The sequence below is a fragment of the Marinifilum breve genome, assembly GCF_003202155.1.
Classification (GTDB): domain Bacteria; phylum Bacteroidota; class Bacteroidia; order Bacteroidales; family Marinifilaceae; genus Marinifilum; species Marinifilum breve.
In genome coordinates this window covers 261,284-287,548 of sequence record NZ_QFLI01000007.1, presented here as the reverse complement: position 1 = coordinate 287,548, position 26,265 = coordinate 261,284, and the positions used below count along the sequence as shown (strand labels likewise).

Below are 26,265 nucleotides of genomic sequence, written 5' to 3'. Positions count from 1 at the left end.
TGACTCTGGAAGATGGGGGTACCGTTGATTTGAGTTCTTATCTGGATAATACAGATGATCAAACTGTGACGGACTTTAGTCTGGATGCTTCAAGCAATATCCTGACCCTATCCCTGGAGGATGGGAACACAAAGACGTTGGATCTATCCGTATTGAACAATTCGGGAACGGATGACCAGACCCTGAGTCTGTCTGGGAATGTATTGACTCTGGAAGATGGGGGTACCGTTGATTTGAGTTCTTATCTGGATAATACAGATGATCAAACTGTGACGGACTTTAGTCTGGATGCTTCAAGCAATATCCTGACCCTATCCCTGGAGGATGGGAACACAAAGATGTTGGATCTATCCGTATTGAACAATTCGGGAACGGATGACCAGACCCTGAGTCTGTCTGGGAATGTATTGACCCTAGAAGATGGGGGTACCGTTGATTTGAGTGCTTATCTGGACAACAGCGATGATCAAACTGTGACGGACTTTAGTCTGGATGCTTCAAGCAATATCCTGACCCTATCCCTGGAGGATGGGAACACAAAGACAGTGGATCTATCCGTATTGAACAATCCGGGAACGGATGACCAGGTCCTGAGCTTGTCTGGGAATGTACTGACTCTGGAAGATGGGGGTACTGTTGATTTGAGTTCTTATCTGGATAATACAGATGATCAAACAGTGACGGACTTTAGTCTGGATGCTTCAAGCAATATCCTGACCCTATCCCTGGAGGATGGGAACACAAAGACGGTGGATCTATCCGTATTGAACAATCCGGGAACGGATGACCAGACCCTGAGTCTGTCTGGGAATGTATTGAGTCTGGAAGATGGAGGAACCGTAGACTTGAGTGCTTTTTTAGATAATACAGATGATCAAAACCTGACCAGTGCGAGTTTGAGTGGTACGGTTTTACAAGTGGATATCGAAGGAGGTACATCTGCCAGTGTAGACTTGGCTTCATTGAATACTGATGAACAGGATCTTGAGTTGGATGCAACGACCAATATCCTAAGTCTTACAAATGATGGAACCTCTGTTGATTTGAATAACTTAAGCTTAAGTGGCGATTTAAAAGGAACTTTAGGTGCTGCAGTCGTTTCCGGAATACAGGGGAATGCGGTCCAGAATGTTGCTCTAACCGATAAGGACGTGTTGCAATGGAATGGAACCAACAGTCAATGGGAGCCTCAACCTGTTGTTGGTGATAATCTTGGGAATCATAAAGCAACTCAAAATATTCAATTGAGAGGAAAATACCTTTCCAATGATGGTGGTAATGAGGGAGTTTTTGTGAAAACAGATGGGAAAGTTGGGATCGGAACTTCCAGTCCAGCTCAGAAGTTAGATGTACGTGGAAACATACGTGTGGATGATGCTATCTATAGTAAGAATGGTCACCTTACATTAGAAGCTGCCAGCTCTAAATATGTGGAAATAAAACCTAAAAGCACGAATAATTATGGATTAATGATTAGGGAGCACAATAGCAATGATTATGGGAATATTTATGTGAACAATGATGGATTAAATTTATCATATAATGCAAATGCTCCACGTCTTACAATTAGCACTGGGGGGGATGTTGGGATTGGTACTTCCTCTCCAGATGCGCGTCTTCATGTAAAATTAGGGTATAGGTCTTTTACCTATACTCGGCCCTTAACTCGACTTTGGGCCGGAAATTATGGTAAAAGTTCAGGTTCTGGCACGGAAACCTATAATGCTGCTGTATTGATCAATGGGGGTGTTGCCATTTATGGTGGTGATTTGGTTGTTGCTCATTATGCAACCAGCTCAGATGTACGTATTAAGAACATTCAAGAGAGAGCTGATGGAGGTGATGATTTGAAAACATTGATGCAAATTCCCATTACAAGATACAAGTATATTGATTCTTTAGGACATATGGGAAACCATGTATACACAAAGGTAATTGCTCAGGAAGTTCAGAAAATATTACCTCATGCTGTAAGGAAGTCTGTAAGCTTTATTCCCAATATCTATAAACTAGCCGATTCAGTGAGTTTTAATGTGAATAAGAATACCTTGACATTATTGGTTCCTAATCACAAACTAAAAGAAAAAGATAAAGTGAAAGTGATGGTTGCCAATGGTAAAACTGATGAACAAGTGGTTGGGTGTGTTGTTTGTGTTAGTGAGGATTATGTGAGCTTATCAGGAGAGGAAATATCCGATTATAGATGGGGAAGTAATCCTTCTGTTTTTGTATATGGAAAAGAGGTTGATGATTTTCTCAATGTGGATTATACAGAACTAGGGATGTTGAATATTAGTGCTACACAGCAACAACAAAGGATAATTGAAATAGTAAAGAGTGAAAATGAAAAGATAGGTTCATTATTAAAGCAAACCTGTGATAAGGTTGAGAAAGTTACGGAGGAAAATCTACTATTGAAAAAGTCTCTAAAGTCATTAGCAACGGAATTAGACCAGATAAAGTCACGTTTAGGAATCCAGTAAAGGGACTATAAAATATATTTCTTATGGGACTAGATAGAGTATGGGTTTTATTTGTTTTTTGGATGGTGCTACCTTCAACTAATTGTTTTTCACAACAATTGTTAGTTGACGATGGTGGCATGTATCTCGACAAAGGAACTTTTTTGAATTTGAAAGATACCTCGTTAGAGAACCATGGGGAATTTAAATCTTCCGATGAGACCTCGCTTTTCTTTGATTCTTATGAGGGGTATTTGGGAGGGAGTGTTCAGGTTCACTTGAACAATTTTTTATTGAATTCGGACTGTAGGTTAACTGCCAATGTAATTGCTGATGGCGATGTCTTTTTAGAACAAGGAATACTTGATCTGCAAGACAACCAACTTTTTCTGGGAGGTAATTTAATTAATGAACGGGAGGAGAGTCGAATAACTTCATTATTGGGAGGTGAAATTGTTAAAACCTTTGATTTTTTGGCTGGTGAAAGTATTAATCCAGGAAATATTGGGATTTCAATGATTCTCCAGAAAAATGTTAATGACCTGGAAATTAGAAGAGGGCATGTTTCTGCTGTTATTGAGGGCAAGGAGGGGATTGCTCGGTATTTTCAGCTTTCACGGCCTGTGGAATCCAATCGTTTGACGATTCATTACTTTGATACGGAAAGGAATGGTGTTGAAGAACGAGAATTAACCTGTTGGACTCAGATTGATAAATGGGAGCAATTGCATTTGGTAAGAAATGATGTGCTAAATAATGTGGTGGTGTCTAGTACTTTGAGGAGTAGTTCTTTGTTTACGCTTTTTCCCGGTAAGTCTGATAGTGATTTTTTTATTCCGGAGGGATTTTCTCCCGATGGGGATGGGATTAATGATCGTTTTGAAATACCGGGCATTGAACAATACCCACAAAATAAATTGGTGGTATTTAATCGTTGGGGAGATGTTGTTTATGAATGTGAATCCTATCAAAATACCTGGGATGGAAAAGGACCAGGAAACTTTTTGGGAGGTAGAGGTAGCTTGCTACATGATGGAACTTACTTCTATTTACTTACGATTAAGTTTGAAACAGGGATGAAAAAATTTCAGGGACCCTTAGAGATAAAAAAAGCATTTTGATTATGAGGCAGAGGAAGCGTTGGGTGTTTTGCTTTTTTGGATTGATTTTGATGGTTCATTCATTAAACGCTCAAAACCAATTAGGAATAGCCCAGTATATGTATCATCATCCTATTCTAAATCCTGCGGCTATGACCAGTTATCAGGATGTTAACGCGTTTTTGCTGGTGCGCCAGCAATGGGTTGGAATGAAAGGGGCACCCAAGGTAAATGTACTTAATGTTACTTTACCTCATGGACAAAATGCAATGGGTGTTACTGCACTACAGGAAAGTATAGGTGTGCATAAGAAATTTAGGAGTTATATTTCTTATGCTTATCGATTAAAATTGGATAGAAAGCATCAGTATTTAAATTTTGGACTTTCCGCGGGAGCAACCATTTTTGGTAGTAGTTACAATAATGTTGAAACTCGAGAGAAAAACGACCCTCAATTTATGTATAATTTAGGGGGCAAGGTAAGACCAGATTTTCAATTGGGGATGTACTATTTTACGAAAAAATTATACGTAGGTATTTCCATGCCCAGTCTTTTGCAGAATGAGGTTAAATTTTCCAATGGAAAAACCGCTGTAAGCACTGATTTCGATCTTAACTATCTTCATGTTTACCTGCAGGCTGGATACCAATATAAAATTAATAGGGAATGGATCTGGAATATTTCGTCTTTAGTGAAGTATGTGAGAAGCGTGCCAATAGAGTGGGATATTAATACTCAGTTTGTGTACAAAAATTCGATAGGAGGAGGTTTTTCTTTTCGAACAGAAAAGGAATATCTGGTGTTTGCGAACTATCAAATCAATACACAATTGAAAATGGCTTATGCATACCAGCACACTTTATTGGGAGGGCAACGATTTAGTAGTCATGAAATAGGACTTGCCTATAGTTTCATTCCTCAACGTAAAAAACGAATCATTATTCAAAGTCCCCGGTTTTAAAGCTTTTCGAATGTGTGGAAAATGCTTTAAATAGTTTAAGGAGGGTAATGAAAACAAATTAATAAAATGAGAATAACCGTTAAAAATCGACATGTTTTTCAGAGCAAGAAATTGATCTATGTTCTATTTCTTTTTTTGAACCTTGGTTTAGGAAATAATATCTGGGCTCAAAGTAGATTAATTGAAAAGGCGGATGAGCTTTTCAAGTCTGAGTATTATCATAAAGCACTTAATTATTATTTAAGGACTCCAAAGCTAGAAGAAAAAGGTGGAATCCTTGTAAAAATAGCTTTGTGTTATGCCCGTATGCATCAAACGGAAAAAGCTGTGACATATTTTGATCAGGCTCGGAATCTTAATACCAAGTTTAGGGATGAAGAATTATTGGAGTATGGTCATGTTTTAAGACAGAAACAGAATTATCACTGTGCTAAAGAGATTTATTCGACTATTCGTCCTAAACCGGAAAATTTCATCAAATCCTGTGATTGGGCCATAGAAGATGAAAATCCCTTTTATCCGGTAAAAGTTGATTCTTTATCGCTTCGAACCGATGAATACATAAATGGTTTGATGGTATTAAATAATGGGGTATTATATGCCCGCAAGAATTCTACTGGTCAGTTTCAGTTGGTTGAAGGTGATCCTATAAAAGGAGTAGATTCAGTTTGGATGGCTGTTGATGATTTTCCTTGGAATCTGAACTCGCCTACATTTAGCTTAACTGATTCAATGATTTACTATAGTGGAAATGTTTCCAAACGAATATTTTCCAAAAAGAAGAACCAGAAGAAATATAGGATTAGTAAGAAAGGTAGAAATAATCTTTATATCTGGAGTAAAAGTCTTTTGGATCCTTCACAGAAGGCATTTGAATTGGCAGTAAATCACCCCGAGTACAGTTGTTCCCATCCTTTTGTTACTCCTGATGGAAAACGTCTCTATTTTGTTTCGAATAAACCAGGAGGATTTGGGGGATTCGATATTTACTATATGGATAGAATTGAAAATGGCTGGGATATTCCTATTAATATGGGGCCGAAGGTAAATACCCAATACAATGAATCTTTTCCTTTTGTTTCTGGTGATTATCTCTTCTTTTCCAGTAATGGTCATCCTGGATATGGAGGGAGTGATGTTTTTTCATTTGACTTGACTAATTTAGAGAAAGAAGTATTGAATTTGGGGAAGCCAATAAATAGTCCTTTTGATGATTTTTCCTATGTTGAAATTTACGAAAAAGAAGGATTTTTTGTGTCTAATCGTAATAGAAGTATGGCTCGGGATATAATTTATGCCTTTCGAAGAATTCCTCCCATTATGGAGGTTCAGGATTCAGCATATTTAAACAATCAAAAATATATAAAGAAAGAAGTTTTGCCGCAATTGGTTGATAAAAGTGTTTTTATCCCACTTCAATCATTAAATGGAAGCAATGTGAATAATGACGGTACTGAGCTTTCAGGAATCAAGTTCGGGGTTCAAACATACATGAGAAAGAAGGGGGAGCCGATTGATACTGAAGTGAATCTATTGGTTCAAAATAAAAACCCACGAATTCTCTATTCAGCAATAAATGTTTCTGAATCTACAGTTGATCATGAATTAAAGGATACTTTGCAATTAGATGTTTCTGAGAATCAAATTCGGATTGAGGAAACAAAAACTAATGATACGCTTTGGGTGTATCAGGAAAAGCATGATAATTTCTATAAAGTTACGGTATTTCAAGAAAAATATTTGGGGCAATTGCCATTACAAATTCGATCAGAGGATAGGTTGATAAGAAAAACAGTTTATGCTACTAAGCGTAGCAGTTCAACTTATCAACTTCCAATACTGTATTTTGAGTTTGACAAATTTGAGTTGACGAGTGAAGCAAAGCATAATCTACATAAATTGTTCGAGCTTTTACGGGCTTACCCTCAGTTGAACGTGACATTAGAAGGACATACAGACTGCAGGGGATCAGCTGCCTACAACCTGAAACTTTCTGTAAAACGAGCACAAGCCGCGATGAAATATCTTTTGGATAAAAGTGAAGTTGATTATGCAGTTTGGTATCGAGGTGTAGGAGAAGAGAAATCGGAGGTTCCAATAGAGAATTGTGGAAAACAACCGGAGAAAGTTCATCGAGCTAATCGAAGAGTAGAGTACCACATTACCCTGGAGAAATAGATTTTATTTTCGAGCCAGTCATGAGTGACAATATCTCAAGAAGACAAAATGTTGGTTTAAACTCAGATAGTTTAAGTGGGAGGAGATTTGAAATGAACTCAAAAATGTCGTTCAGGGGGGGGAGGATGGCTCTAGGGAGGCTGCTGACTTGCTTCTGTGTCTTTATTTTTGTAAGGTTGAATGTTTGTATTTGTAGCTCTATAATTGCACCAATCTAACAGAAATAATATGGGTAAATCCATTCAAAATGGCTAGCCTGTTTTATTAATTGTTAGGAAAGGTTATTGAATAGTTTTATTCAATGGTTTATATGTTAAGGATTTAATCTGAATAGAAATGAAAGGGGGGAGTGTGCGAAATCAAGAAGAGGTTGGTTTGGAATCCAACTTAATAGAGGAAAAGTATTCTATTGAAGGGTTGATTGATGTGCCTGTTTTACAGGAGTTGATGGAGTATTTCCATAAGGTAACTCAGATTCCTGTTGGAATATTATCTCCCGTAGGAGAGGTTTACGTAGCAATCGGTTGGCAGGATGCTTGTTTAAATTTTCATCGCAAAGGTGCAGATTCTTGTAAGATGTGTGTTGAATCGGATTTATATATAGCTGAAAATCTTGATAAGGGAAAACAAATATCATATCAATGTTGGAGTAGATTGCAGGAGGTTGGAGTTCCGGTGTTTGTAGGGGAACAGCATGTAGCAAGTGTTATGCTAGGGCAATTCTTTTATGAAGATGAGGAAATAGACTACTCATTTTATAAAAGAATAGCAGAGAAATATGGATATGATGAGCAGTCGTATTTGGAAGCAATTGAAAGAATTCCTCGATTCTCAAAGGAAAGGGTGAAGGATATTATGTCTTTTTATTCTCTGTTGGCCGAAAGTATTTCCCGTAAAGGTTTAGTTGCCATGCAGCTTAGGTGTGAAATCATGTCTCGAAAAGAGGCTTATGGGCATTTAAAAGAGAGTAAAGAAAAACTGGATGCATTGATCAATTCTATTTCTAGTCCCATTCATTTTAAAAATATAGAAAGGAAGATAGTTGGATGTAATGATGCTTTTTGTGAGATGCATGGGAAAACAAGGAGCCAGATTGTGAATCGTGAAGCCACCGATATTCTCACGTTGGAGCAGGCTCGTGAAGTGTCAGCCATGGATCAGGAATTACTTAAAGATGATGGAATTTCTTCTATTTCTGCTGAGTTGATTAGAGGTGAAAGGACATATTTGGTGAAAAATTCCACATTTAGGGATCAAGCAAACAAGGCAGCAGGAATTGCAAGTATAATGTTCGATGTTACGGATCAGAAAAGAATTGAGTCCAATTTAAGGGAGAGTGAAGAAAAATTTCGAGCAATATGTGATACGGTTCCGTTGGGGATTTTTATAGTTGATAACTCAGGTGGTTATAGATATGTAAATGGATCTTTTGTTGGAATTATTGGGGATATTGAAGAAGAAATTTTGAAACAAAATTGGTTTCAGAATGTACTTTTCGAAGATAAAGGGAGGATTTATGGGAAATGGATGGAGAGCCTTCAGCACTCTGATATGAGTTTTGATGAGAAAGTGCGATTCCAGAAGAGCAACGGTGATCAAGTTTGGATTCATTGGCGGATGACAAGACTCAAATTTAATGACAAGGAGGAATTGTTTCTGGGGGTTGCTGAAGATATTACCGAGCGTTTGAAGGTTAAGTCTCAATTAATAAGGGCAAAAGAAAAAGCAGAAGAAGGAGACCGTCTTAAATCAGCATTTTTGAGGAATCTGTCCCACGAAGTGCGAACACCAATTAATGGGATTACAGGATTTTGTACTGTATTGGAAGATCCTGATCTTGGTTTAGAGGAGCGTTTGAAATATGTAGATATTATTAAAACAAGCAGTAGTCAACTGTTGTCTGTTTTAGGTGATGTTTTGGATATGTCCATGGTTGAAACAAAGCAAATAGAGTTGAAAGAACAGGAAATCGATCTTAAAGATTTTATGAAAGAAATATTTCTGGTTTTTCAGAAAAACGGAAGTGGACTTGAATTTCAACTCTTGAATTCAGAAAAAAAAGATTGTGTCCAGGTTAGTGTTGATAATATAAAGTTGAGACAAATTTTACTTAACCTGTTGGATAATGCTTTCAAATTTACGGAGGAAGGGTTTGTTGAGTTTGGTTACAGGATCATAAAGGGATATCTTGAATTTCAGGTGAAAGATAGTGGGATAGGTATACCGGAAAAAGATGTACATCATGTCTTTGATCGTTTTCGCCAGGTTGATTACGGGAAAAATAGAAAATACGAAGGAAATGGCTTGGGCTTGTCTATAGCAAAGGCTTATGTTGAGCTTTTGGGAGGGAAGTTGAAGGTGATGTCTACGGAAGGAGTTGGTTCCTCATTCACCTTTACCATACCGTATATACCGGTTGAAAGGAATTAGGTGCAATATGAAAGGGTGATTTTCTGACAGATCATTATATAGAAATAAACTTAGTTGTAGTTAAAATTTGAATTGATGAAATTTATTTATCGTTTTTTTATTATTAGTTCGTTGCTGTTTACCGCTTGTGACAGTCAGTCTCCAATTGATGAAGAATTACCTTCGGAAGAGGAGTTGGATCCGAATAAAGATTTGCCGCCTTTCTATGGGGATTATTCTACTCCTGAAAATTCAACCAATTTTATATTGTCGAGTTCCGATTATTTGTACAAACAAGAACAGTTTGCTGTTACCATGTATGGAGATACGGTTCTTCATGAATATTTAAATGCTAAAGGAAAGGAAAAGGAGAAGAAAATGTGCAAATACCGCTTATCAAACAACATTTGGAACGGTGGTGTTTTTGATGGTCCATATCCAAGGGAAGATGTTGGATTTCAAGGGATCTTTTCAAAAAGGGGAGAAGAAGGTAAAAATGTTTACCCTATGGGGTGGTACTTTTCCTGGAAGACGAATACATATGGTGTAATCTCTTACCCAGCTATAATTTATGGTCACAGGCCTTGGAGTACATTCTCCACAGATCCGGAAAAGTTAATGGCAAAATTGGATGATCTATCCAAATTGGAAGTCCGCATGGATGTAAAAATGGATGCGGAATACGAGAAGTATTCTTCTAAAAAGAACCAAATTGACCCTGGTTACAATTTGGGAATTGAGGTATGGCTGTACGATCAATTTGTGGAACCTTCAAATGTGAAGCCCAAAGGAAATGTTGGACATATTCATGAATTCCATATCTGGCTACGAAGAAACAGTATGTTCCCTGCTGGAAGTATTGTAGAAAATGATATTGAGATTGACAGTGATGGAGATGGAGAGGTGGAGTATTATGACCTATGGGATGGCCGTGCAGCCAATGGAAGGTATACTGTTTTTGTTTTGAAAACAGAGAAAGGGGCCAAAAGAAATGATTTCAACCACCAAATACCTTCTATAAAGGTTAAAAAGACTGTGGATGTTAAGATGTTTTTGAGCTATATCCGCGAAAAAGGATATTTGACCAATGGTGATGGCAGTGTGAGCGATTATGTAGGAAGTGTGGAATTTGGCACTGAAATCATTAGAGGAGATGGATTTTTAAGCCTCTTTGATTATGAGGTTATTGTAGAAAAAAGAAAATAGTTTGATGTTGTTGGATTCGACCTGCCTATTGAATGAGGGTAGGCATCTTTAGCTGAAATGATCACAAGTGGTATTTTTTTACTAAGAGTCACCGTCCATAGTAGTTAGGATTAAATTGAATGAACTCCAGGCAATTCAACAATTCATCAAATTGTTTCGATAATTGCATCTTACTTGTAGAGAGTAAAGAGGATGGTTAATTTTAGAATGGATGGAGTTGTCCAATAGTGATCAGTTTTAGGTGATTTAGATATGTGGTGAAAAACGTTAAGCTTGTTAAAGTAGATTGTATTAGATTAAAATTTAAAAGTATGAAGTTGAAATTAATTGTGTTATTCCTTTTTTGCTTGATTGGCACCTCATTGATGGCACAGGAAAATAGATGGTTGCCAGGTCATGTAGTCTTGAATACCGGAGAAAAGGTGAATGGACAGGTTCGAGGATGGATGAAAAAAGGAAGACAAGTTGTGTCGATAAAGTTTCGAAAATCAAAAGATGATAAAACCGTTATTTATAAGGCAAAGGATATAAGGGAAGTGAAACAAGAGGATTTGCTTATTGTTTCAGTGAAGAAAAAAAAGAATAAAAAAGCCCAATTTTATATAACAATTTACCAGGGGGATTACCTATCGGCCTATTATGACCCGGAAGCTAAAAGAGTTAGTCGTTTAAGTACGGCCTTAAATGTTGGACAATATTTAAGTTTTCTGGTGTTTAAGGATGGTGAACTAAAAAAAATAACGAAACTTAATTTTAGAAAGCCTATTGCAAAATTATGTAGTGATAATGAAAAATGGGTAGAATTGGCTGAAAATAAGGAATGGTTTCAGTATTCTAATTTGTATGAGGTAGTAAAAGTCTATAATGAACAAAGATAAAATGAACAATGAAGTCTTTTGTTAAAGTTTTGAGTTAATTTATTTCGTGTTAAAAATTAATGTCGCCTATTTGACTGTAATTTTGAATAGTAAAATTCTAAATGAAAACTATTCTTGTTGGGAAAGGAGATATTTAATTCTTACAATCTAGGTTTTACCTCCCTGTATTTGTCAGGAGTAGCACTCATTTGTTTGAATAATAGAAATGAATAAAGATTAATTCCTGATACTCATAAGTTAAATTGGTGTAATTCCATTATGCCTATTTCTACTGTAGCCAATTCTACAGCAAAAAATGATTGTAGCCTTATGATTGTAGGAATAAGGTTATTAAGGGATAAGGCTAATTTTCCCTTCCGCATTTTAAAAAGTTTCAATTTTATCAATTCCATTTTGTTGTATATTATGATTCTAAAGTGTTTTATTTTAGTGACGCTATTGTTATGGCACATGTTATCCTATTGTCATTTCTCAGATTCTCTCTCGAAGAATAAGTTAGAAATGTTTGATCAACATTGGGAAAAGAAAGAATGTAAAAGTTTAGCCCTTCCTATATCTGCAGGTCTTATTGCAACGGGGCTAACAATGGAATATTGCAGCTTATTTAATAAATCATATTTTCAGGTTCAAGTTTTGAATCGCTTTCCTAATGTAACTACCAAAATAGATGATTACTTCCAATTTACCCCAATTGCTTTAGGATTAGGAATGCAAGCTCTAGGTAGAAGAGGTGAACACAAATTTCTTAACCAGATAAAACGTTTGGTGCTTGCTGAAGCTTTTTGTAATGGAACAGTTACTCTGATTAAAACACAAACAAAGCACTTGCGTCCTGATGGCACGACCCGTAACTCCTTTCCCTCTGGGCACACAGCACAGGCGTTTGTAGCTGCTACTTGGCTAGATAAAGAATTTGGTAAAAATTATCCATGGGTACGATATGTGGGTTATTCCATGGCTATAACAACTGGTGTTTGTCGTGTTCTAAAGAACAGACACTGGGCTACAGATGTGGTATTAGGAGCGGGAATTGGCTTTCTTTCGGTCGATTTAAGTTATAGATTGTTTGATCGATGGGAGAAGAAAAGGAATTTGATATTTAGCCCTATGGTTGGACAGGACACATTTGGGCTATCAATCGTCTATGGTTTTTAATATAACAGCAATTCTAATGCTTATTGAATTAATTTTCTTGTCTTAATCATGTATATAAAAAAGTGTTTGTTTTAGAGTTTCAACGGGTATATTCTTCTCTACTATTATTGAATATGGGTATAATTAAAATAAAAAAGACATTAGTACATTTATGCTTTGCTTAAAGTTGTATGTGATATCCATACTTAAAAATGACATTTGTGAAATTATGACGATTGGAGTGTTGTATGTGTCGTTGTGGAGTGTAATTCTGTTTTATCTATACTTTAAATTTGAGCAATTATAAATGTGAAAAATATTTATGAAGAACATGCTAGTTATTTATTGTCTTCGAACTTTTGTTTTGAGGTATTTATTTTTCGGGCTATTTGTGGTGTCTTGTGATAGAAATGCAGAGATACCAGAAGAATCAGATGTAATTAATATTGATACTTTATTGTCTGTTAATTCTGTAAGTCATCAAAACATTATTCTAAAAAGAAATGAAGGATTTCCAAATGAAGATTACTTTGTTTTGGTTGCCAAACAAGGCGAACCTTTTATACAGATGGGATTGTTTAAAGCTACTGATAATATATTTGAGATATCCAATTTGATTTCAGGTCAAAATTACGATATTCAAATTAGTACCGATATAGGGCGGCCGGATTGTTCGAATGCCATTAGTGTTACCACTGTTGTAAACGAAGAAACAGCTGCCATTGCGGGAATGTATAAGGGTGGTTTCAATTTGTTGATGGGTATTATTAATGTTGAAGTGAAATTTATTGACTGGAATAAAATATTGGTAAAACAAGAAGTGGCTGAAAATTCCGAAAAGTATTATTGTTTTGAGGCGGTATTGCTAGAGCCTGATAAAGAAGGAAACAGGGAGGTAATTATCCCAGAACAAATGATTATGGAGTTAGATAATGTCACTCTAAAGGGTTTTGCAGATCCTGTTCTGGGAGCTTTTGGAGACCAGAGACATGGTTTGTTTAAAGGTGATGGATCTTTTAAATACAATGTGGCTATTTTCGAAGAAGGGAATAGATTGCTTAATTCCTTTTTAGGGAATAAGGTGATTGGAAGTTTGGATTAATGTTTAATAGTACGAGTTTGCAATTTAATTAACGTTTGATACAGCCAATGAATAATAAAATCATTGGCTGTTTTTTAAGTTTTAATTGTTGGATATATAGTTCATTGTTGTATTCGTGAGTTTTATAGTGAGTTATACTCTTCAAAGGCTTTAATTTTATCTTTAAATTGAGTTGGAAGAATACCATGGTATTTTTTAAACGCAGAAGAGAATTTGCTTATGTTGTTGTAGCCAAGTAAGTAAGCTGTTTCTGAGATGGAAGATCCTTCAGACAAAAATTTTGTAGCCTTTTCCATTTTTTCTGAAAAAACATATTCTCTGAAGGGCATTCCATACACCATCTTGAACAACTTTCGCAGCTTGCTTGTGCTCATGCAGTTCTCTTGAGCTAATGATTCGATGGTAATGGGAAGTCCGATATTTTCAGAGATTTTACTCTTTATTTCCACCAGACAAGAAAAATCACTACTATGAATTTGAGTAGAGTATTCTGTTTTCTCCCTTTGAAATAGTCTCATTGCAATGCAATACAATAATTCCCAGGCATTAGCATGTGTTCTAGGGACTATTCCAAACTCACCGACATTGCAATTGAATATTTCCTGTATATATTTTTCCATTTTCCAGTTAAGGTTGTCAATAAAAAAAACAGGATCTTGAGTTTCGAAGATATATGGCAGTTCTTTGTTGTTTCTTAATGATTTTGTGTTGTCCAAGGCTCCTTTGCAAATGTGAAAAATGATCCATTGTGCATGCAATCCCTTTTTAAATTTCAACTCTAAAGGGAATTTTTCATTGTGAACCAAAAAAGCGCTCGATTTGGGAATGGGTGAGGGATTGAGGTGAGACTCGAATTCTAAATTTTCATTTAAGGTTGCAGCAATACATAGTCCATTCGAATTTAATCTGGGCAATCTTTCTATTAAAACATTCTCATGAAAGTATCCTTCATGTACCATTAGTTCAACTCCTGGAAATAGAGGATGCGATCTAATATGACCAGTACATAGTTTGTGGTCGTAAGTATACAGGTAGTTGTCAATTGTTCCGCCAAAAACTTTCTTTAACGATTGAAAAGTTGTTTCGTAATTTTTTGGGTTGAATGTGATCTTCTGATAGCTCATAAAATATTTTAATTATTGTGGCATAGTGAATTAAGTATTGGTTTTTCTTATCTTTCAGGGCAGGCAATCCAAGGCCAAATAGTATACCAGATTGAAAAGTAAGAAGTATAGAAGACTCCGAAGAGCAGAGCGGCTTTTCCGGATGATCGTAATGATGAGTAGGGAGATCATTAAAAGGGGCACAAATAAATAGATGCCCATAAATGCAATGAAACCCACGCTGTTGATGTTGGTTAGGTTCGATCCCAAAATAAGGAGCAATAGCAATTGCATAGCCCCAGTTCCCAAAAGTAATTTGTTTAGAAAGTTAATTCTTGATTGGCTCATTTGCTATGATATTTGGTTTGAATTTCTTCCCACCTGTTAAAAATCAAAGGTCCAATAGTCTTGTGGGATGGTAAGTCTTTCGGTTTTCAACCACGCTTTGATTTCAGAAATGACCATTTCGCGCAGTTCTGTCTGCGACTGATAGTTCTTGGAAGTGATGTATAAGTGTGGTTGGTCGCTGTAATCCTTCGTGGGAAAGTGGTTCACAATGGCTATGACGCCTTTGTTGGATAGCAGGTCGAACCAGATGAATCCTTTTTCGGAGCAGGAGCCCCGACGGCAGGCACTGGCCACCAGATAATTTTGGGTGGTGTCGATTTTTACTTGGTTGGGTGGCCCTCCCATCACAGATGTAAAGGTTCTTTTTAGTGTGCTATCAAAACCCAGCAACCGCAGATTTCTATCGGGAATCACGATTTCTTTTAATTCTTCAAATCTCTTGTCATGTACCAGTGTGTTGGTGGATTTTTCATTGAAATCCAAGAGCCAATTAAATTGAATCTCCTTATTAATACTATTTCCTGTGGCGTTTTTTCCAAAAATATCTGTTTTAGCAGGATGAGGATTGCAACTAAAAGTCAGTAATGTGGCGACTATAAATAACATGGAGTTTCTCATTGTTTTACTTTTTCTGATGGGTAAGCAATTTTGGATAAATTTCTGTTTTAGCCCTTTACGGAGCGTTCTTACACTTTTAAATTTCGTTCTATTTTAATGATGGGAAAGCCTATTTTGGGGTGGAGAAATTTGCATGCGGAGCTCATCTAGTTGAAATTTACCAAGTAGTGTAAAAGTATGAAATTAGGATAAATGTCTTGTAGAGTTAATTGCATGAGGAAATTTAAATAAATAGGTGCATGATGCTTTTATGGTTTTCTCGCACCTGTATTTTGAAAACCTTAAACTTGATGAACTTATTATTCGTAGTAAAAATAGTAGATATTGTAGTGTAGGAATACTCCCTTGAAGTGAAAAAAAGTCCGTGAGCGTCATTAAATCCACAAGTGCTCTAATCGACTAAAACGATATTTAAATTTAAGGCAAATAAAAAAGGGTTTCTTACATAGAAACCCTTTTTTATTATTAATCGGGGCGAGAAAATTCGAACTTCCGCCTCCCTCACACACACCACACACGTGTACTCTAACTTGGCTGAGCTACGCCCCGAACTGTGGTTAGAATATAATAGTTGCAGTAGTAAAGTCAAATGCAAGAAGTAATAAAGATTCAATAAAATTGCTTCTGTGAACTGAATACAGGAAGTATTTCATTTGATTAGTTGATGGAGCAAGCTGTAAGGGCTTGCTCTTTTTTTGATAAAGTTGACCATTGTTAAAGCTAGAGAAAAGTAGTTTTGGCGAAAGTATATTTTCGTTTCACATCTAAAAATATAGGACTCTTCGAATATATTTTTTTTATATTGGGCAATATGAAAATGTTCATGTAATGAGATCAGTATAATTAAACTGATTATGGAAAATATTGCTTTAAATAGAGTTACTTATGAGTTGTGAGATCAAATGGGTTGGAAATAATGCTTATGTCAGGTTTTTTGGAACATTGTCCATAAATGACTTTCACATGGCCAATGGGAAGATATATGGGAGTAGAAAGTTTGATAATATGAACTTTCAGATAGCTGATTTTTCTGATGTGGAGGAGATAAAATTAACAGATGAAGAAGTAGTTACAATTTCAACATTGGAATTAACTGCTACTCGGTGGAATAGATGTGTTAAAGTCGCACATGTATCTAAAAATGAAGAACTCAGGAATTTAGTACGTGTGTATGAAAATCAAATGAGTAATACAAACTGGACGTGTAAGTTGTTCGAATATTTGGACGAAGCAGAAAATTGGTGTAAAGAAGAGTGATATCTACCCCTAATGTAAAATGCAAATAGCAGTTCAATTTATTAATAGAACTGCTATTTGTATTTTTAAGAACTACCTTTTAAGTATGTTAGTTAATTTCAATCACTCTGAATCCAAAATGTTCATTTTTGATGCTTGTATTGGCTGTATGATTCAATAGTTGAATAATATTCATAAAATTCAGCCAATATTGTGGCTAATAATATTGTAAAATTTAGGATGTTAATTATTGCAAGTTTTTCCATAAAGGAGAACTGAATATCCCATCTTCGGCTTCTTTTTCCAGGGCTAGAAATAGTTTCCAAGGTACAGCATAAGTAAGAACATCATCAGGTAAAATGTTTTGAACTGTATGTCTTGCTGCAAGATCCAATAGTCCTAGAACTGCTTTGGGATTGTTGCTTTCTCCTTCCTTAAATACAAAATTACCAATCATTTGACAAGCTGCACCTTGGGGTGTGATGGTTTCATTTACACCTTCGCGTATAGAACCTGTAAGTGTAATAAGTGTTGTAAGCTGGATTGGATTTACAGTGAAAATAACAGACTCAGCTACCTCTCCATCCTTTAATTCTTTTAATGGTTTCAGAATTCGGTATTCTTCTGGAAAATCAAATAGGGGGAGATCCTTTGAGATCCATTTATAAGCCTTTTGCTTGGAGCAATGAAATCGCTCCCCTTCTATTAGTTTTTGTTTTACACCTGAAGGCATTTTTTCGGCAAAAGCACGGTATTTTTCTGGCTCTTCTGCAGATTCCAATCCTTTAGAAAAAAATGTGGCAAAAGTTTCATATCCTCCCATGGCTTTATCGTATGCTGTACCAAAACCCAATCCAGCGCATGCACCTGGACATCCATAAGTGTTGCGATCGAATAAAATGGTTTTTCCTTTGATAACGCTTTGTGCAAAAAGGGACATGATACAAAAATATTTCCCAGTTTTTATTTGTAAAGCATTCTCAGGTTTAGTGTTACTTTTTAGTAATACTAAGGTGTTTAGTTCTGGCTTTAACTTTGTTACTATTGTACTTTCCATGAATTAAAATTGTTTTGATATTAAGATAGGTACAAAGCAAAACAGAATTAATCCTTTTTGCATTGATATAAATCAAGCAATTTTAAAGGGAAATAATTAACAACTAAATTTTAAGTAAAGTTTTGGATCCGAGTATAATACAACAAAATAAAGTAGCCAAAATTGTATAAATTAGGTTTAAATCCTTAGTAATGTATTGTTGAGGAAAATACCAAACCGGTAGATTTAGTTGAATGTTTGAAAATCTAAAATTTAGAGATTTTGAATACAGTTTAAAAATACACCATCCAATCAAAATACCAAGAATTGCACCTCCTATAATGTCATAAGGGTAATGTACTCCTAGGTATATTCTAGAATAGGAAACCAAAATTGCCCAAGAAAAAATAAAATAATTAAAAAACTTAGATTTAAACAATAAACTTGTAAATACAGCTAAACCAAATACATTTGTTGCATGGGAGGACACAAATCCATATTTTCCCCCTCGATAATTTCCAACAGTATCAACCAAATTGCCAATAAAAGGGTCATGAGTTGGCCTAAATCTTTTAATTCCATGTTTAAACACCTCAGTTGATATTTGATCGCATAGTACAATTAATATTCCAATAAAAAGTAATGTAATAATACCGGTTTTCCATTGTTTTTTAAGAATAACAAATGCTAAGGCTGCATAAAGAGGAATCCAGATGGTTTTACTACTGATTAACCAAAAAATGTGATCCATAAAATTGGAGGTAAAACTATTTAGAAAAATAAAAATTTCCTGATCCAACTCTATTAAACTTTGTAGTACATTCATAATACATTGATTTAAAATTTGAGATAAAATAAGTACTCCCTTCTAACAAAAATCTAACGATATAGAAGGTAGTAGTTTGTTATATGTACTGTTAGATATTTGTTAGATGAGTGAATTACATTTGCAAAAGGATTTTCAAAAAGTGTTTTATATTGTTGCATTCAGATTTTAAAGAATCGATTATGTTATATGATGGCTAAAATGTCTATACATGAGATAAACTGTATGTGGAATATTGATTTTAATTGATTTAGTATAGACTTAATCATTGAGAATTCATGTAGGATGGGAATTTTTTGTAAGATGGTAATTCTCATTTAGACTGAGAGGTTGCGGGATCTCTCAGTCTTATTTTTAATAATAATTACAATGAAATTTTAAAATAGTTAAATTGTAATTTATTAATTAACAGTAGTATAAGAGGCGATCAAGGAGCGATGAATTCAGTGGAGAATATTATTATAGGTCAATCGAAGTATAGAAAATTCAAAAAATATGAACTGTTGCTTCATGATGGACAGATTAGCCGAAGTTTATTTTTTATTAAAAAAGGAATTACTCGTCACTATAACATAAATGAAGATGGTAAAGAATTAACTAATAATTTCACATTACAAGGTACTTTTGTAATAGGATCAATAAGTAGTTTTCTTACGCAAAAAAAAGCAAGAGTACGTTTACAGGCACTCACCGATATAGAATGCTATGAGTTAGATTACAAAAGTTACAATACATTATTAGAAAATGATGAATTCATACATTTCTGGAACCGGCTTTTATGTAGTTATATTATTAAAAAAGAAAAAAAAGAATTGTCATTTTTAAATGAGAATGCAAAAAATAGGTATTTAAGATTCTTAAAAAACTTCCCCAATTTGATTAATGAAATACCTCATTATTATATTGCATCTTACCTTAGGATTAGTTCTGAAACACTATCACGTATTCGTCGAAATTTGTCAAAATAAAAAGACGCTTATTGTTTACTACTTAATGATATACTATGAGCATTGTGCTACATGTATAAGTAATAATTTTTGAGTGTTTAAATTGTATAGGTTTTAAACTCAAAAGTAAATGTATTTAAGGAAGTGATTTCGTTTGGCTAAATGATTTAAATTGTGTTATGAATTGTTAATTAAAGTTAGATATATAATTCATTGACATAGATCAATGATCCATAGCATTTGATGATATAGTTTTACTGTTGTTTAAGAAACTTTTAAATGATAGTAATATGAAACAAAAAGGCAAGCTTTTACTCGTAGGAGGATTGATAATATCTTATTTTGTTTCTTGTGAAGACAATTTTGACATACCAATTTTGTCTGACTCAGAAATAAAACAAATCATTACGGCCTTACCTAAAAATGTTGTTTATCCTACAAATAATTTATACTCAAATGAAAAAGATGAGCTCGGGAAAATGCTCTATTGGGATCCCATCTTATCAGGTAATAAAGATGTAGCTTGCGTTACTTGTCATCATCCGCAATTGGGTTATGCTGATGGATTAAAATTTTCACAAGGAGTAGGTGGAGTTGGTATGGGAGAGGCAAGATCTGGTGGTAGTTTAACCCGACGTAATGCTCCAACTATTATTAATACAGCTTTTACTGGAATTGATATAAGTGGCAATTATAACCCCTTAGATGCCCCTATGTTTTGGGATAGTCGAGCATCTTCACTGGAAGATCAAGCAGGAGGACCACCTTTATCAATGGAAGAAATGAGAGGGGATGCAATAAGCGAAGAACATATTATTGATATAATTATTCAACGATTAGAGCTGATTCCTGAATATAAAACTATGTTTTTACAAGCTTATGGGGATGAAGAGATTAGTGAAGAAAGAATATTTAAAGCCATTGCGACTTATGAGAGAGGTATAATTGCAAACAATAGTCGATTTGATCAGTATATGAATGGTGACCTAACAGCTATGACTGATCATGAAGTGCAAGGAATGAATGCATTTATCCAAGTTGGTTGTGCTGATTGTCATAGTGGTCCGATGTTTTCAGACTATAAATTACACTCTATTGGTGTTCCTGATAATGTTTATCCTCCCGATGAGGGAGCTGGTTCATATGATTTTCGTACACCAACATTAAGAAATTTATCCATTACAGGTCCTTATATGCACAATGGAATACATGCCACGCTTGAAGAAGTAATGCAGTTTTATGAGGATGTAGGCGAAAATGATGAAGGTAATGACAATATAAATTCAAACCTCAATTATTCGCAACTTGATCCTGAAATTCGTGACTTACAATTGGATGATGAGCATTTTGATGCTATTATTGCTTTTTTAAAAACACTTGATGATTACAGTTTTGATAAGACAATACCCCAAAAAGTTCCGAGTGGATTACCAGTAGGAGGAAATATTAAATAAGTTTTAAAAATTACAATAACATAAAGGCTACAATATATTTACATTGTAGCCTTTTTTTCTCATTAGAGAGAAAAGTATGACGTTTTCTTCTAAAATGAAGTCAATTTTTAAGCTCGTAAAAATAGAAGTTGACTGAAAAATTATTAACAATAAAATAGTTCAAATGAAACTTCACGAAAATTAGGGCAAGAGTATTTATATACCTTATATATGTATAGAGGGCAAGTTTTAGGGGTGTTCAAAAACAGTTTTGAGAGTAAGAATTACAAGAAAGCCCGAAATTAAAGGGTTTGAGAGTGATTCTCACATTATTTTGGTGAGTTCTCACACTTAAAAATGCTCAGATTAGAGTGTGAGACTCATTCTCACATGTGTGAGAGTGAATCTCACACGTGAAAATCTTCAGCTAAGCTGTTTTTTAACGATTCTCACATTTGAAAATTGCGATTTTCATGTTCAAGCTGGATATTTATATGTTTTTTGAAGATTCTCACATTTGAAAGTCGTCAGAATATAGTGTGAGAATTGCTCTCACATGTTTTTTGTGGACATTTTCACCCGAAAATTGCCACAAAACACTCCAAAAAATCACTCTCACAGTTTAAGAAATGACCTCATAGGGATATAATAAAGCCGGATATTCTTAAAATGAATTAACATAAATTGGATCGTTTTTTTGGATGAAAATTTTTTTTGATGGACTGAATGATTGAAATGATTTTGTGATGATTTGTTATATCAATGAAAAGTTTCGAGGCTATATGGTACTGTTTGTAAGGAATTGGAGTGTTATTCTGTTTTTGAAAACATCTTGTTTTTTATGTTCTTGTTTGAGAAAATGAATGTTTTCGAATTTGAAAAATGAAATTTTCAAATTTCTGCATCTCTTATAGTAGTCATAAAAATGTATTATCAATTGTATAAGATACTTGATGAAAGGGAGGAGGATAAATCATAATAATTGAATAAAATTTTTTGTTGATTTGTGATTTGTTTTTGTGCTTCTCTTCTAACTTTAATAATGAAAAGTTTATTCTCGTTGAATTGAAGGACTTGGATTGGTTGTTATATTGTTGAATCGTTCTGGCTTTTCGTAAAACCAATTCTCTTCCTAACAAGTTACGCTAACAATAAGAAATGTAACTCATTACAATTTGGTTCAATCATTGGGATGGAAGTTTTTTCTATTCTGAATATGTAAATCGATATAAATTTTTAAAGATTTGTTTTATATGATGGATTTTATGGGGGTAAGCTCAAAAAGAAATGACTAATCTAAATGGTTTATGATCTTGCTCCAGTTATTGAATTAATACTTAATAGTTATGACTATACTTAAAAAGCGACATGACTTTATCGCAGGACCTGAGAATATCTATGTTGATAAAGCCGCTGTCTACAAAAAGAAACTTCCACTCTACAAAGACATTTTAGGTTTAACAGATGAGGAAATTGCTGCGGATATTGCAATTATGGATGATGTTATTGCAAAAAAAGAGGCCAAAGATATTGCAGTAGCCAATGCCAGTGCAAAAATTGAGGAACTCAATGAGTCCAGAGGTGTTTTGACTCCTTACATGCGTAACAGAAGAGTTGAGCTGATGGCTAAGCCCAATTATACCAAGGCAATTGGTGTTGATTTAGGAATTGAAATCACCTATACCAATCAGGATACCGCAGATATGAAGCCGGAAGTAAAAGTGAAAATGCAAGGTGGATACCCAACCATTAAGATTTCAAAACAAGGAACTGATGGAGTTCGCATTTACAGTCGAATTAATGGGGAAGGCCATTTTAAGTATTTGGATACCTGCAATGGAACCCAATACATCGATGTTCGCGAGAAGAAAGATGAACAGTCTTATGAGTTAAGAGAATATACCTTCTTTTACATTGTTAAGGATACTAAAGTTGGAAAGGAATCGAATGTTTACAAGCTCAGTTTTTAAGGGTAAGACTGATTGAAACTTAAGAGAAAAGGTAGCCACGCATTAAAGAGGCTACCTTTTTATTTTTTTTAATACAAATTAGGCTATCTACACGATATCCTCTTTTTTAATAATTACAACATGCTCTTGTTATAATTCCTTATTCGTATTTTTTCACAATCTCATCCATTTTATCCATCTTTTCTTTTATCCATTTTGCGGTAAAGAAGGGTTTGGAAAGTTCTTTGATTTCCTGGTTAAGCTTTTTCATTTGGCGAATGTTCTCAGGATTTGGAGATTGGCTTTGCATTTTGTCGTACAAACTTAAAATATCACACTTGGCATAAAAGAAATCTGCTGTAGTATTGTGTGCCTTATCTAACATGATTTGAAGGCTTTCGATTGCTTTTTTGTAATCATTGAAACCTTTACAGGCGTAATATTTTCCATAATAGGCTGATCCATATGTTGGCAGTAGCTCAATATATTTTTCAGCACACTCATACGCTTTTTCTTTGTTCTTAATATTTACATAGCATTTTCTCAATTCGTTGGATTTGTAGGCAGGGTGTAAGTTAAACTGATCAATCTGATCTATGATTTTCTTATAGTCTTCTTTTTCCAATTGCTTTTTATTCGTAAATAAAGTTTTAAGCCATTTTCGATACGCTTTTCTTCCATTATAATATGCTTCGTCTGGAATTTCTTGTTTCTCTTTGTAAATCCCTACTTCCTCACTTTTTATATCGTAAGAAAGAAATTGGTTGCATCCGGCTAACTGCTCTCCATAGGCAAAATAGATTTTCTGTTCTGTATTATCCATAATGCACGATTTTACGGTTATGTTATTATTTATACAACTACTATGGTACAAGTCGCAAGGCAATTCGTAAAAAGCCGTAGAGGAAACCATTTGGTAGGCTTTGTCAACCAAATTATCATTGGAGATGTTTTGATTCAGTTCTTTTAGTTTGTCTTCTCTGCTGATATTGTCTTCTCCATGCATGTTAATCGGACTGTATTCATATCTTCCTTTTTCAGATACAGCAAGGTTGGTTACACCCACATAATTATTCTGCATTTTATTTTTGATGCATTCTCCTCGGGTCAATTCGTACATGGCACCCGATTGATCCTTATGGCTGCCAACCGTAATAAACCAGCCATGTGTGCTGTAATTCTCAAACATCTCATCAACTTCGCTCAATTCATCGGCATTTTCCATTACATGACGCAATTGAAAAGGCATGGGCATGTCAGTCACATAATCACTTTCCTCTTTGTCTTCGGGGATTGGACAGCCATTCATATTAATTGACATGCTTAGACCATTGTGATTCATGCCCGTATAAGCACCGGGGTAGCAAACGAAACTTAAAATGGTTGTCGGTATTTTCTCCTTACGGTGATAGTTTACGATTAGCGGGAATTTGGCAAAAGTTTCGATACCGGGCCAATCCAGATTTCTACCATGCACAATGCCATTCTCATTTTTTAAAACAAAAGACGTACAACTGATCTCAAAAAAGAGCTGAGGAAAGTAAGCAATGGTTTTTACTTCACGCAGGTTAAGATCACAGCCCTTTGCCATTCCTTCCAGTTCTGCAATGAACTCTTGTGGTATTCTTTTTTCTAATTTCCTGATCTTGGATTTTAAAACCATATTGGCAATCCATTTTTTTAAGAAAAACTTGCCAACATATTTTTCTACTATGCTATCCACTTTAACCTGCATTTCCATGATTTGATCATTCATCAACACGCCATACTGCAGCCCCATTTCGTAAGAGTCGCCTTTAACGGTTAGGAAAGGAACACCCTCCTTTACGAACATGCTTCCCTGGTGAAAGGTTCTGACTCCATTTTTTTCATTGTATTGGTAATCTTTTGCGAAAAGTAGCAAAGAGGATAGAAGAAGAGCTGTTAAAATGCTCAGATGTTTTAATTTCATATCAGTGACAGTTATTTTGATTTTATACCGACAGGTTTGATGCAATATACATCACAGAAGGATACATGTGTACTTAACTGTGAATTGGGAATTGTTGTTTGTCAAACCTACACTTATATGCCAAGTATTGTGCCAAACAATCATGTATCAGATTAACAGTAGCTTGTGAATTGTGAATTAAAATGATTGTTGGAATATCCAACAGAATGTGTTCGTTTATGGTAAGTCACTTTTATTTTTGAGGTAACGAAACCCTTGATGTACTTTTTGCTATTCAATTTTGAGGGAGAGTAATGTATAATTAATTATAGATCGTGACTTTGAAATAAGATATTCCTACATTGTTAGAATTGAATAATATCAAACTCTTTGGCATTGATAATTTGCATTAGATCTTGTGGCTTTAGTTTTATCCTAAAGTTTACTTTTCCGCCGCTTACAATAACCTGCTCCATAGATACTGAACTAGCCTCTAAAAAGGTTTTGTATTGTTTTTTCATGCCAATAGGAGAGCATCCTCCTTTTATGTAGCCAGTGTTAGGCAGCAATTCTTTTTCAGGTAGCATTAAGATTTTCTTTTCGCCTGCAGCTTTGGCAGCTTTCTTTAAATCCAATTCGCTAGATAAGGGAATGATAAAAACATAGAGTTCATTACTTATCCCGCGAGTAACAAGAGTTTTGTGAATAAGCGAAGCATCAGGATCGCTCATATCCCCAGCTTTTAGGTTGGTAGAATCTTTTGCTTCGTAGTTTACTCCATGCTTATCAAGTAGGCGTAATGCGTTTGTTTTAATCTTTTTTGCCATAATAATTTGTTATTGGTGGCGAAATTAAAAAAAAAGGATTAGTCTAGGGAAAAATGTGATCTTTTACCAAGAAAGTTTTGGAAGTAGGGGGATATGTTGCATTCCAAGTTTAAGGTATAAAAAAGACCCATCTTAGTTTGATGAGTCTCTTCTGGTGAACACGGAGGGAGTCGAACCCCCAACCTCCACAGCCGTAATGTGGTGCACTATCCAGTTATGCTACGCGTCCGTTTCCTTAAAAAGGCGGTGCAAATATAAGGAAAATTACCTGATGATTGCAAGCCTTTCTAGTAAAAAATACGAAAAAATGTCTTTTTTGTTTTACAATCAGGCATTTAAATTTTCAATATTTATTTGATATTGGAATATGATCCCATTTCTGATTTTTTAGCTCTGATTTGCCCTAAATTTATTGCATAAAAAAAGACTCATCTTAGTTTGATGAGTCTCTTCTGGTGAACACGGAGGGAGTCGAACCCCCAACCTCCACAGCCGTAATGTGGTGCACTATCCAGTTATGCTACGCGTCCGTTTTTCCTTAAAGGCGCTGCAAATATAGGGAAAATTAGAAATGTAATGCA

19 protein-coding genes and 3 tRNA genes are annotated in these 26,265 nt (G+C 35.0%); 13 read left to right on the top strand and 9 right to left on the bottom strand.

Annotated elements, in window-relative coordinates:
- The 9 genes from DF185_RS16340 to DF185_RS16300 all read left to right on the top strand — a co-directional run.
- The coding region (locus DF185_RS16340; RefSeq protein ID WP_133250063.1) for a tail fiber domain-containing protein at positions 1 to 2,483 on the top strand (2,483 nt) is incomplete at its 5' end.
- A 23-nt stretch (positions 2,484 to 2,506) separates the two neighbouring features.
- Positions 2,507 to 3,583 carry a T9SS type B sorting domain-containing protein gene (locus DF185_RS16335; RefSeq protein ID WP_110361829.1) on the top strand — a complete coding sequence of 359 codons (1,077 nt, stop codon included), beginning with the start codon at positions 2,507 to 2,509 and terminating at the stop codon, positions 3,581 to 3,583.
- 2 nt (positions 3,584 to 3,585) lie between these two features.
- Positions 3,586 to 4,524: a PorP/SprF family type IX secretion system membrane protein gene (locus DF185_RS16330; protein WP_110361828.1), complete on the top strand. Its 939-nt coding sequence runs from the start codon at positions 3,586 to 3,588 to the stop codon at positions 4,522 to 4,524.
- A 66-nt stretch (positions 4,525 to 4,590) separates the two neighbouring features.
- Positions 4,591 to 6,702 (top strand): OmpA family protein, encoded by a 2,112-nt coding sequence (locus DF185_RS16325; RefSeq protein WP_110361827.1) that lies wholly within the window; start codon positions 4,591 to 4,593, stop codon positions 6,700 to 6,702.
- Positions 6,703 to 7,038: 336 nt separating this feature from the next.
- Positions 7,039 to 9,132: a PocR ligand-binding domain-containing protein gene (locus tag DF185_RS16320; protein ID WP_110361826.1), complete on the top strand. Its 2,094-nt coding sequence runs from the start codon at positions 7,039 to 7,041 to the stop codon at positions 9,130 to 9,132.
- Positions 9,133 to 9,207: 75 nt separating this feature from the next.
- On the top strand, positions 9,208 to 10,317 hold the full coding sequence (locus DF185_RS16315; protein ID WP_110361825.1) for a hypothetical protein: 1,110 nt from the start codon (positions 9,208 to 9,210) through the stop codon (positions 10,315 to 10,317).
- 311 nt (positions 10,318 to 10,628) lie between these two features.
- Positions 10,629 to 11,195: a hypothetical protein gene (locus tag DF185_RS16310; RefSeq protein ID WP_110361824.1), complete on the top strand. Its 567-nt coding sequence runs from the start codon at positions 10,629 to 10,631 to the stop codon at positions 11,193 to 11,195.
- A gap of 258 nt (positions 11,196 to 11,453) precedes the next feature.
- Entirely contained in the window at positions 11,454 to 12,350 is an 897-nt protein-coding gene (locus DF185_RS23780) for a phosphatase PAP2 family protein (RefSeq protein ID WP_207784676.1), read from the top strand.
- 301 nt (positions 12,351 to 12,651) lie between these two features.
- Complete coding sequence (locus DF185_RS16300) at positions 12,652 to 13,431, top strand: hypothetical protein (RefSeq protein ID WP_110361823.1); 780 nt, start codon at positions 12,652 to 12,654, stop codon at positions 13,429 to 13,431.
- Between the two features lie 122 nt (positions 13,432 to 13,553).
- Here DF185_RS16300 and DF185_RS16295 read toward each other — a convergent pair whose 3' ends face one another.
- From DF185_RS16295 to DF185_RS16285, 3 genes are all read right to left on the bottom strand, one after another.
- The gene (locus tag DF185_RS16295; protein WP_110361822.1) at positions 13,554 to 14,555 is read right to left on the bottom strand and encodes a helix-turn-helix transcriptional regulator; all 1,002 of its coding nucleotides are present in this window, start codon (positions 14,553 to 14,555) and stop codon (positions 13,554 to 13,556) included.
- Between the two features lie 363 nt (positions 14,556 to 14,918).
- Positions 14,919 to 15,500: a hypothetical protein gene (locus DF185_RS16290; RefSeq protein ID WP_110361821.1), complete on the bottom strand. Its 582-nt coding sequence runs from the start codon at positions 15,498 to 15,500 to the stop codon at positions 14,919 to 14,921.
- A gap of 469 nt (positions 15,501 to 15,969) precedes the next feature.
- Positions 15,970 to 16,049 (bottom strand) — tRNA-His (locus DF185_RS16285).
- A gap of 336 nt (positions 16,050 to 16,385) precedes the next feature.
- Here DF185_RS16285 and DF185_RS16280 point away from each other — a divergent pair.
- The gene (locus DF185_RS16280) at positions 16,386 to 16,757 is read left to right on the top strand and encodes a hypothetical protein (RefSeq protein ID WP_110361820.1); all 372 of its coding nucleotides are present in this window, start codon (positions 16,386 to 16,388) and stop codon (positions 16,755 to 16,757) included.
- 226 nt (positions 16,758 to 16,983) lie between these two features.
- On the opposite strand, the gene DF185_RS16275 is transcribed toward DF185_RS16280, so the two are convergent.
- Positions 16,984 to 17,793 (bottom strand): DUF169 domain-containing protein, encoded by an 810-nt coding sequence (locus tag DF185_RS16275; RefSeq protein ID WP_110361819.1) that lies wholly within the window; start codon positions 17,791 to 17,793, stop codon positions 16,984 to 16,986.
- A 103-nt stretch (positions 17,794 to 17,896) separates the two neighbouring features.
- Positions 17,897 to 18,598 (bottom strand): phosphatase PAP2 family protein, encoded by a 702-nt coding sequence (locus tag DF185_RS16270; protein ID WP_110361818.1) that lies wholly within the window; start codon positions 18,596 to 18,598, stop codon positions 17,897 to 17,899.
- A gap of 437 nt (positions 18,599 to 19,035) precedes the next feature.
- Here DF185_RS16270 and DF185_RS16265 point away from each other — a divergent pair, with 437 nt between their 5' ends.
- The 3 genes from DF185_RS16265 (at position 19,036) to DF185_RS16250 (ending at position 22,948) form a co-directional block, all read left to right on the top strand.
- Positions 19,036 to 19,566: a Crp/Fnr family transcriptional regulator gene (locus DF185_RS16265; protein WP_110361817.1), complete on the top strand. Its 531-nt coding sequence runs from the start codon at positions 19,036 to 19,038 to the stop codon at positions 19,564 to 19,566.
- 269 nt (positions 19,567 to 19,835) lie between these two features.
- Positions 19,836 to 20,999, top strand: a complete 1,164-nt coding sequence (locus DF185_RS16260) for a cytochrome-c peroxidase (protein ID WP_110361816.1) — start codon at positions 19,836 to 19,838, stop codon at positions 20,997 to 20,999.
- A 1,325-nt stretch (positions 21,000 to 22,324) separates the two neighbouring features.
- Positions 22,325 to 22,948 (top strand): hypothetical protein, encoded by a 624-nt coding sequence (locus DF185_RS16250; RefSeq protein WP_110361814.1) that lies wholly within the window; start codon positions 22,325 to 22,327, stop codon positions 22,946 to 22,948.
- Positions 22,949 to 23,087: 139 nt separating this feature from the next.
- Here the strand turns inward: DF185_RS16250 and DF185_RS16245 are convergent, their stop codons facing one another.
- From DF185_RS16245 to DF185_RS16230, 4 genes are all read right to left on the bottom strand, one after another.
- Entirely contained in the window at positions 23,088 to 24,878 is a 1,791-nt protein-coding gene (locus DF185_RS16245; RefSeq protein WP_110361813.1) for a C45 family peptidase, read from the bottom strand.
- Positions 24,879 to 25,222: 344 nt separating this feature from the next.
- Complete coding sequence (locus DF185_RS16240; protein WP_110361812.1) at positions 25,223 to 25,684, bottom strand: YbaK/EbsC family protein; 462 nt, start codon at positions 25,682 to 25,684, stop codon at positions 25,223 to 25,225.
- Positions 25,685 to 25,836: 152 nt separating this feature from the next.
- Positions 25,837 to 25,913, bottom strand: a tRNA-Arg gene (locus DF185_RS16235).
- A gap of 224 nt (positions 25,914 to 26,137) precedes the next feature.
- Positions 26,138 to 26,214, bottom strand: a tRNA-Arg gene (locus DF185_RS16230).
- Between the last annotated feature and the right edge of the window lie 51 nt (positions 26,215 to 26,265).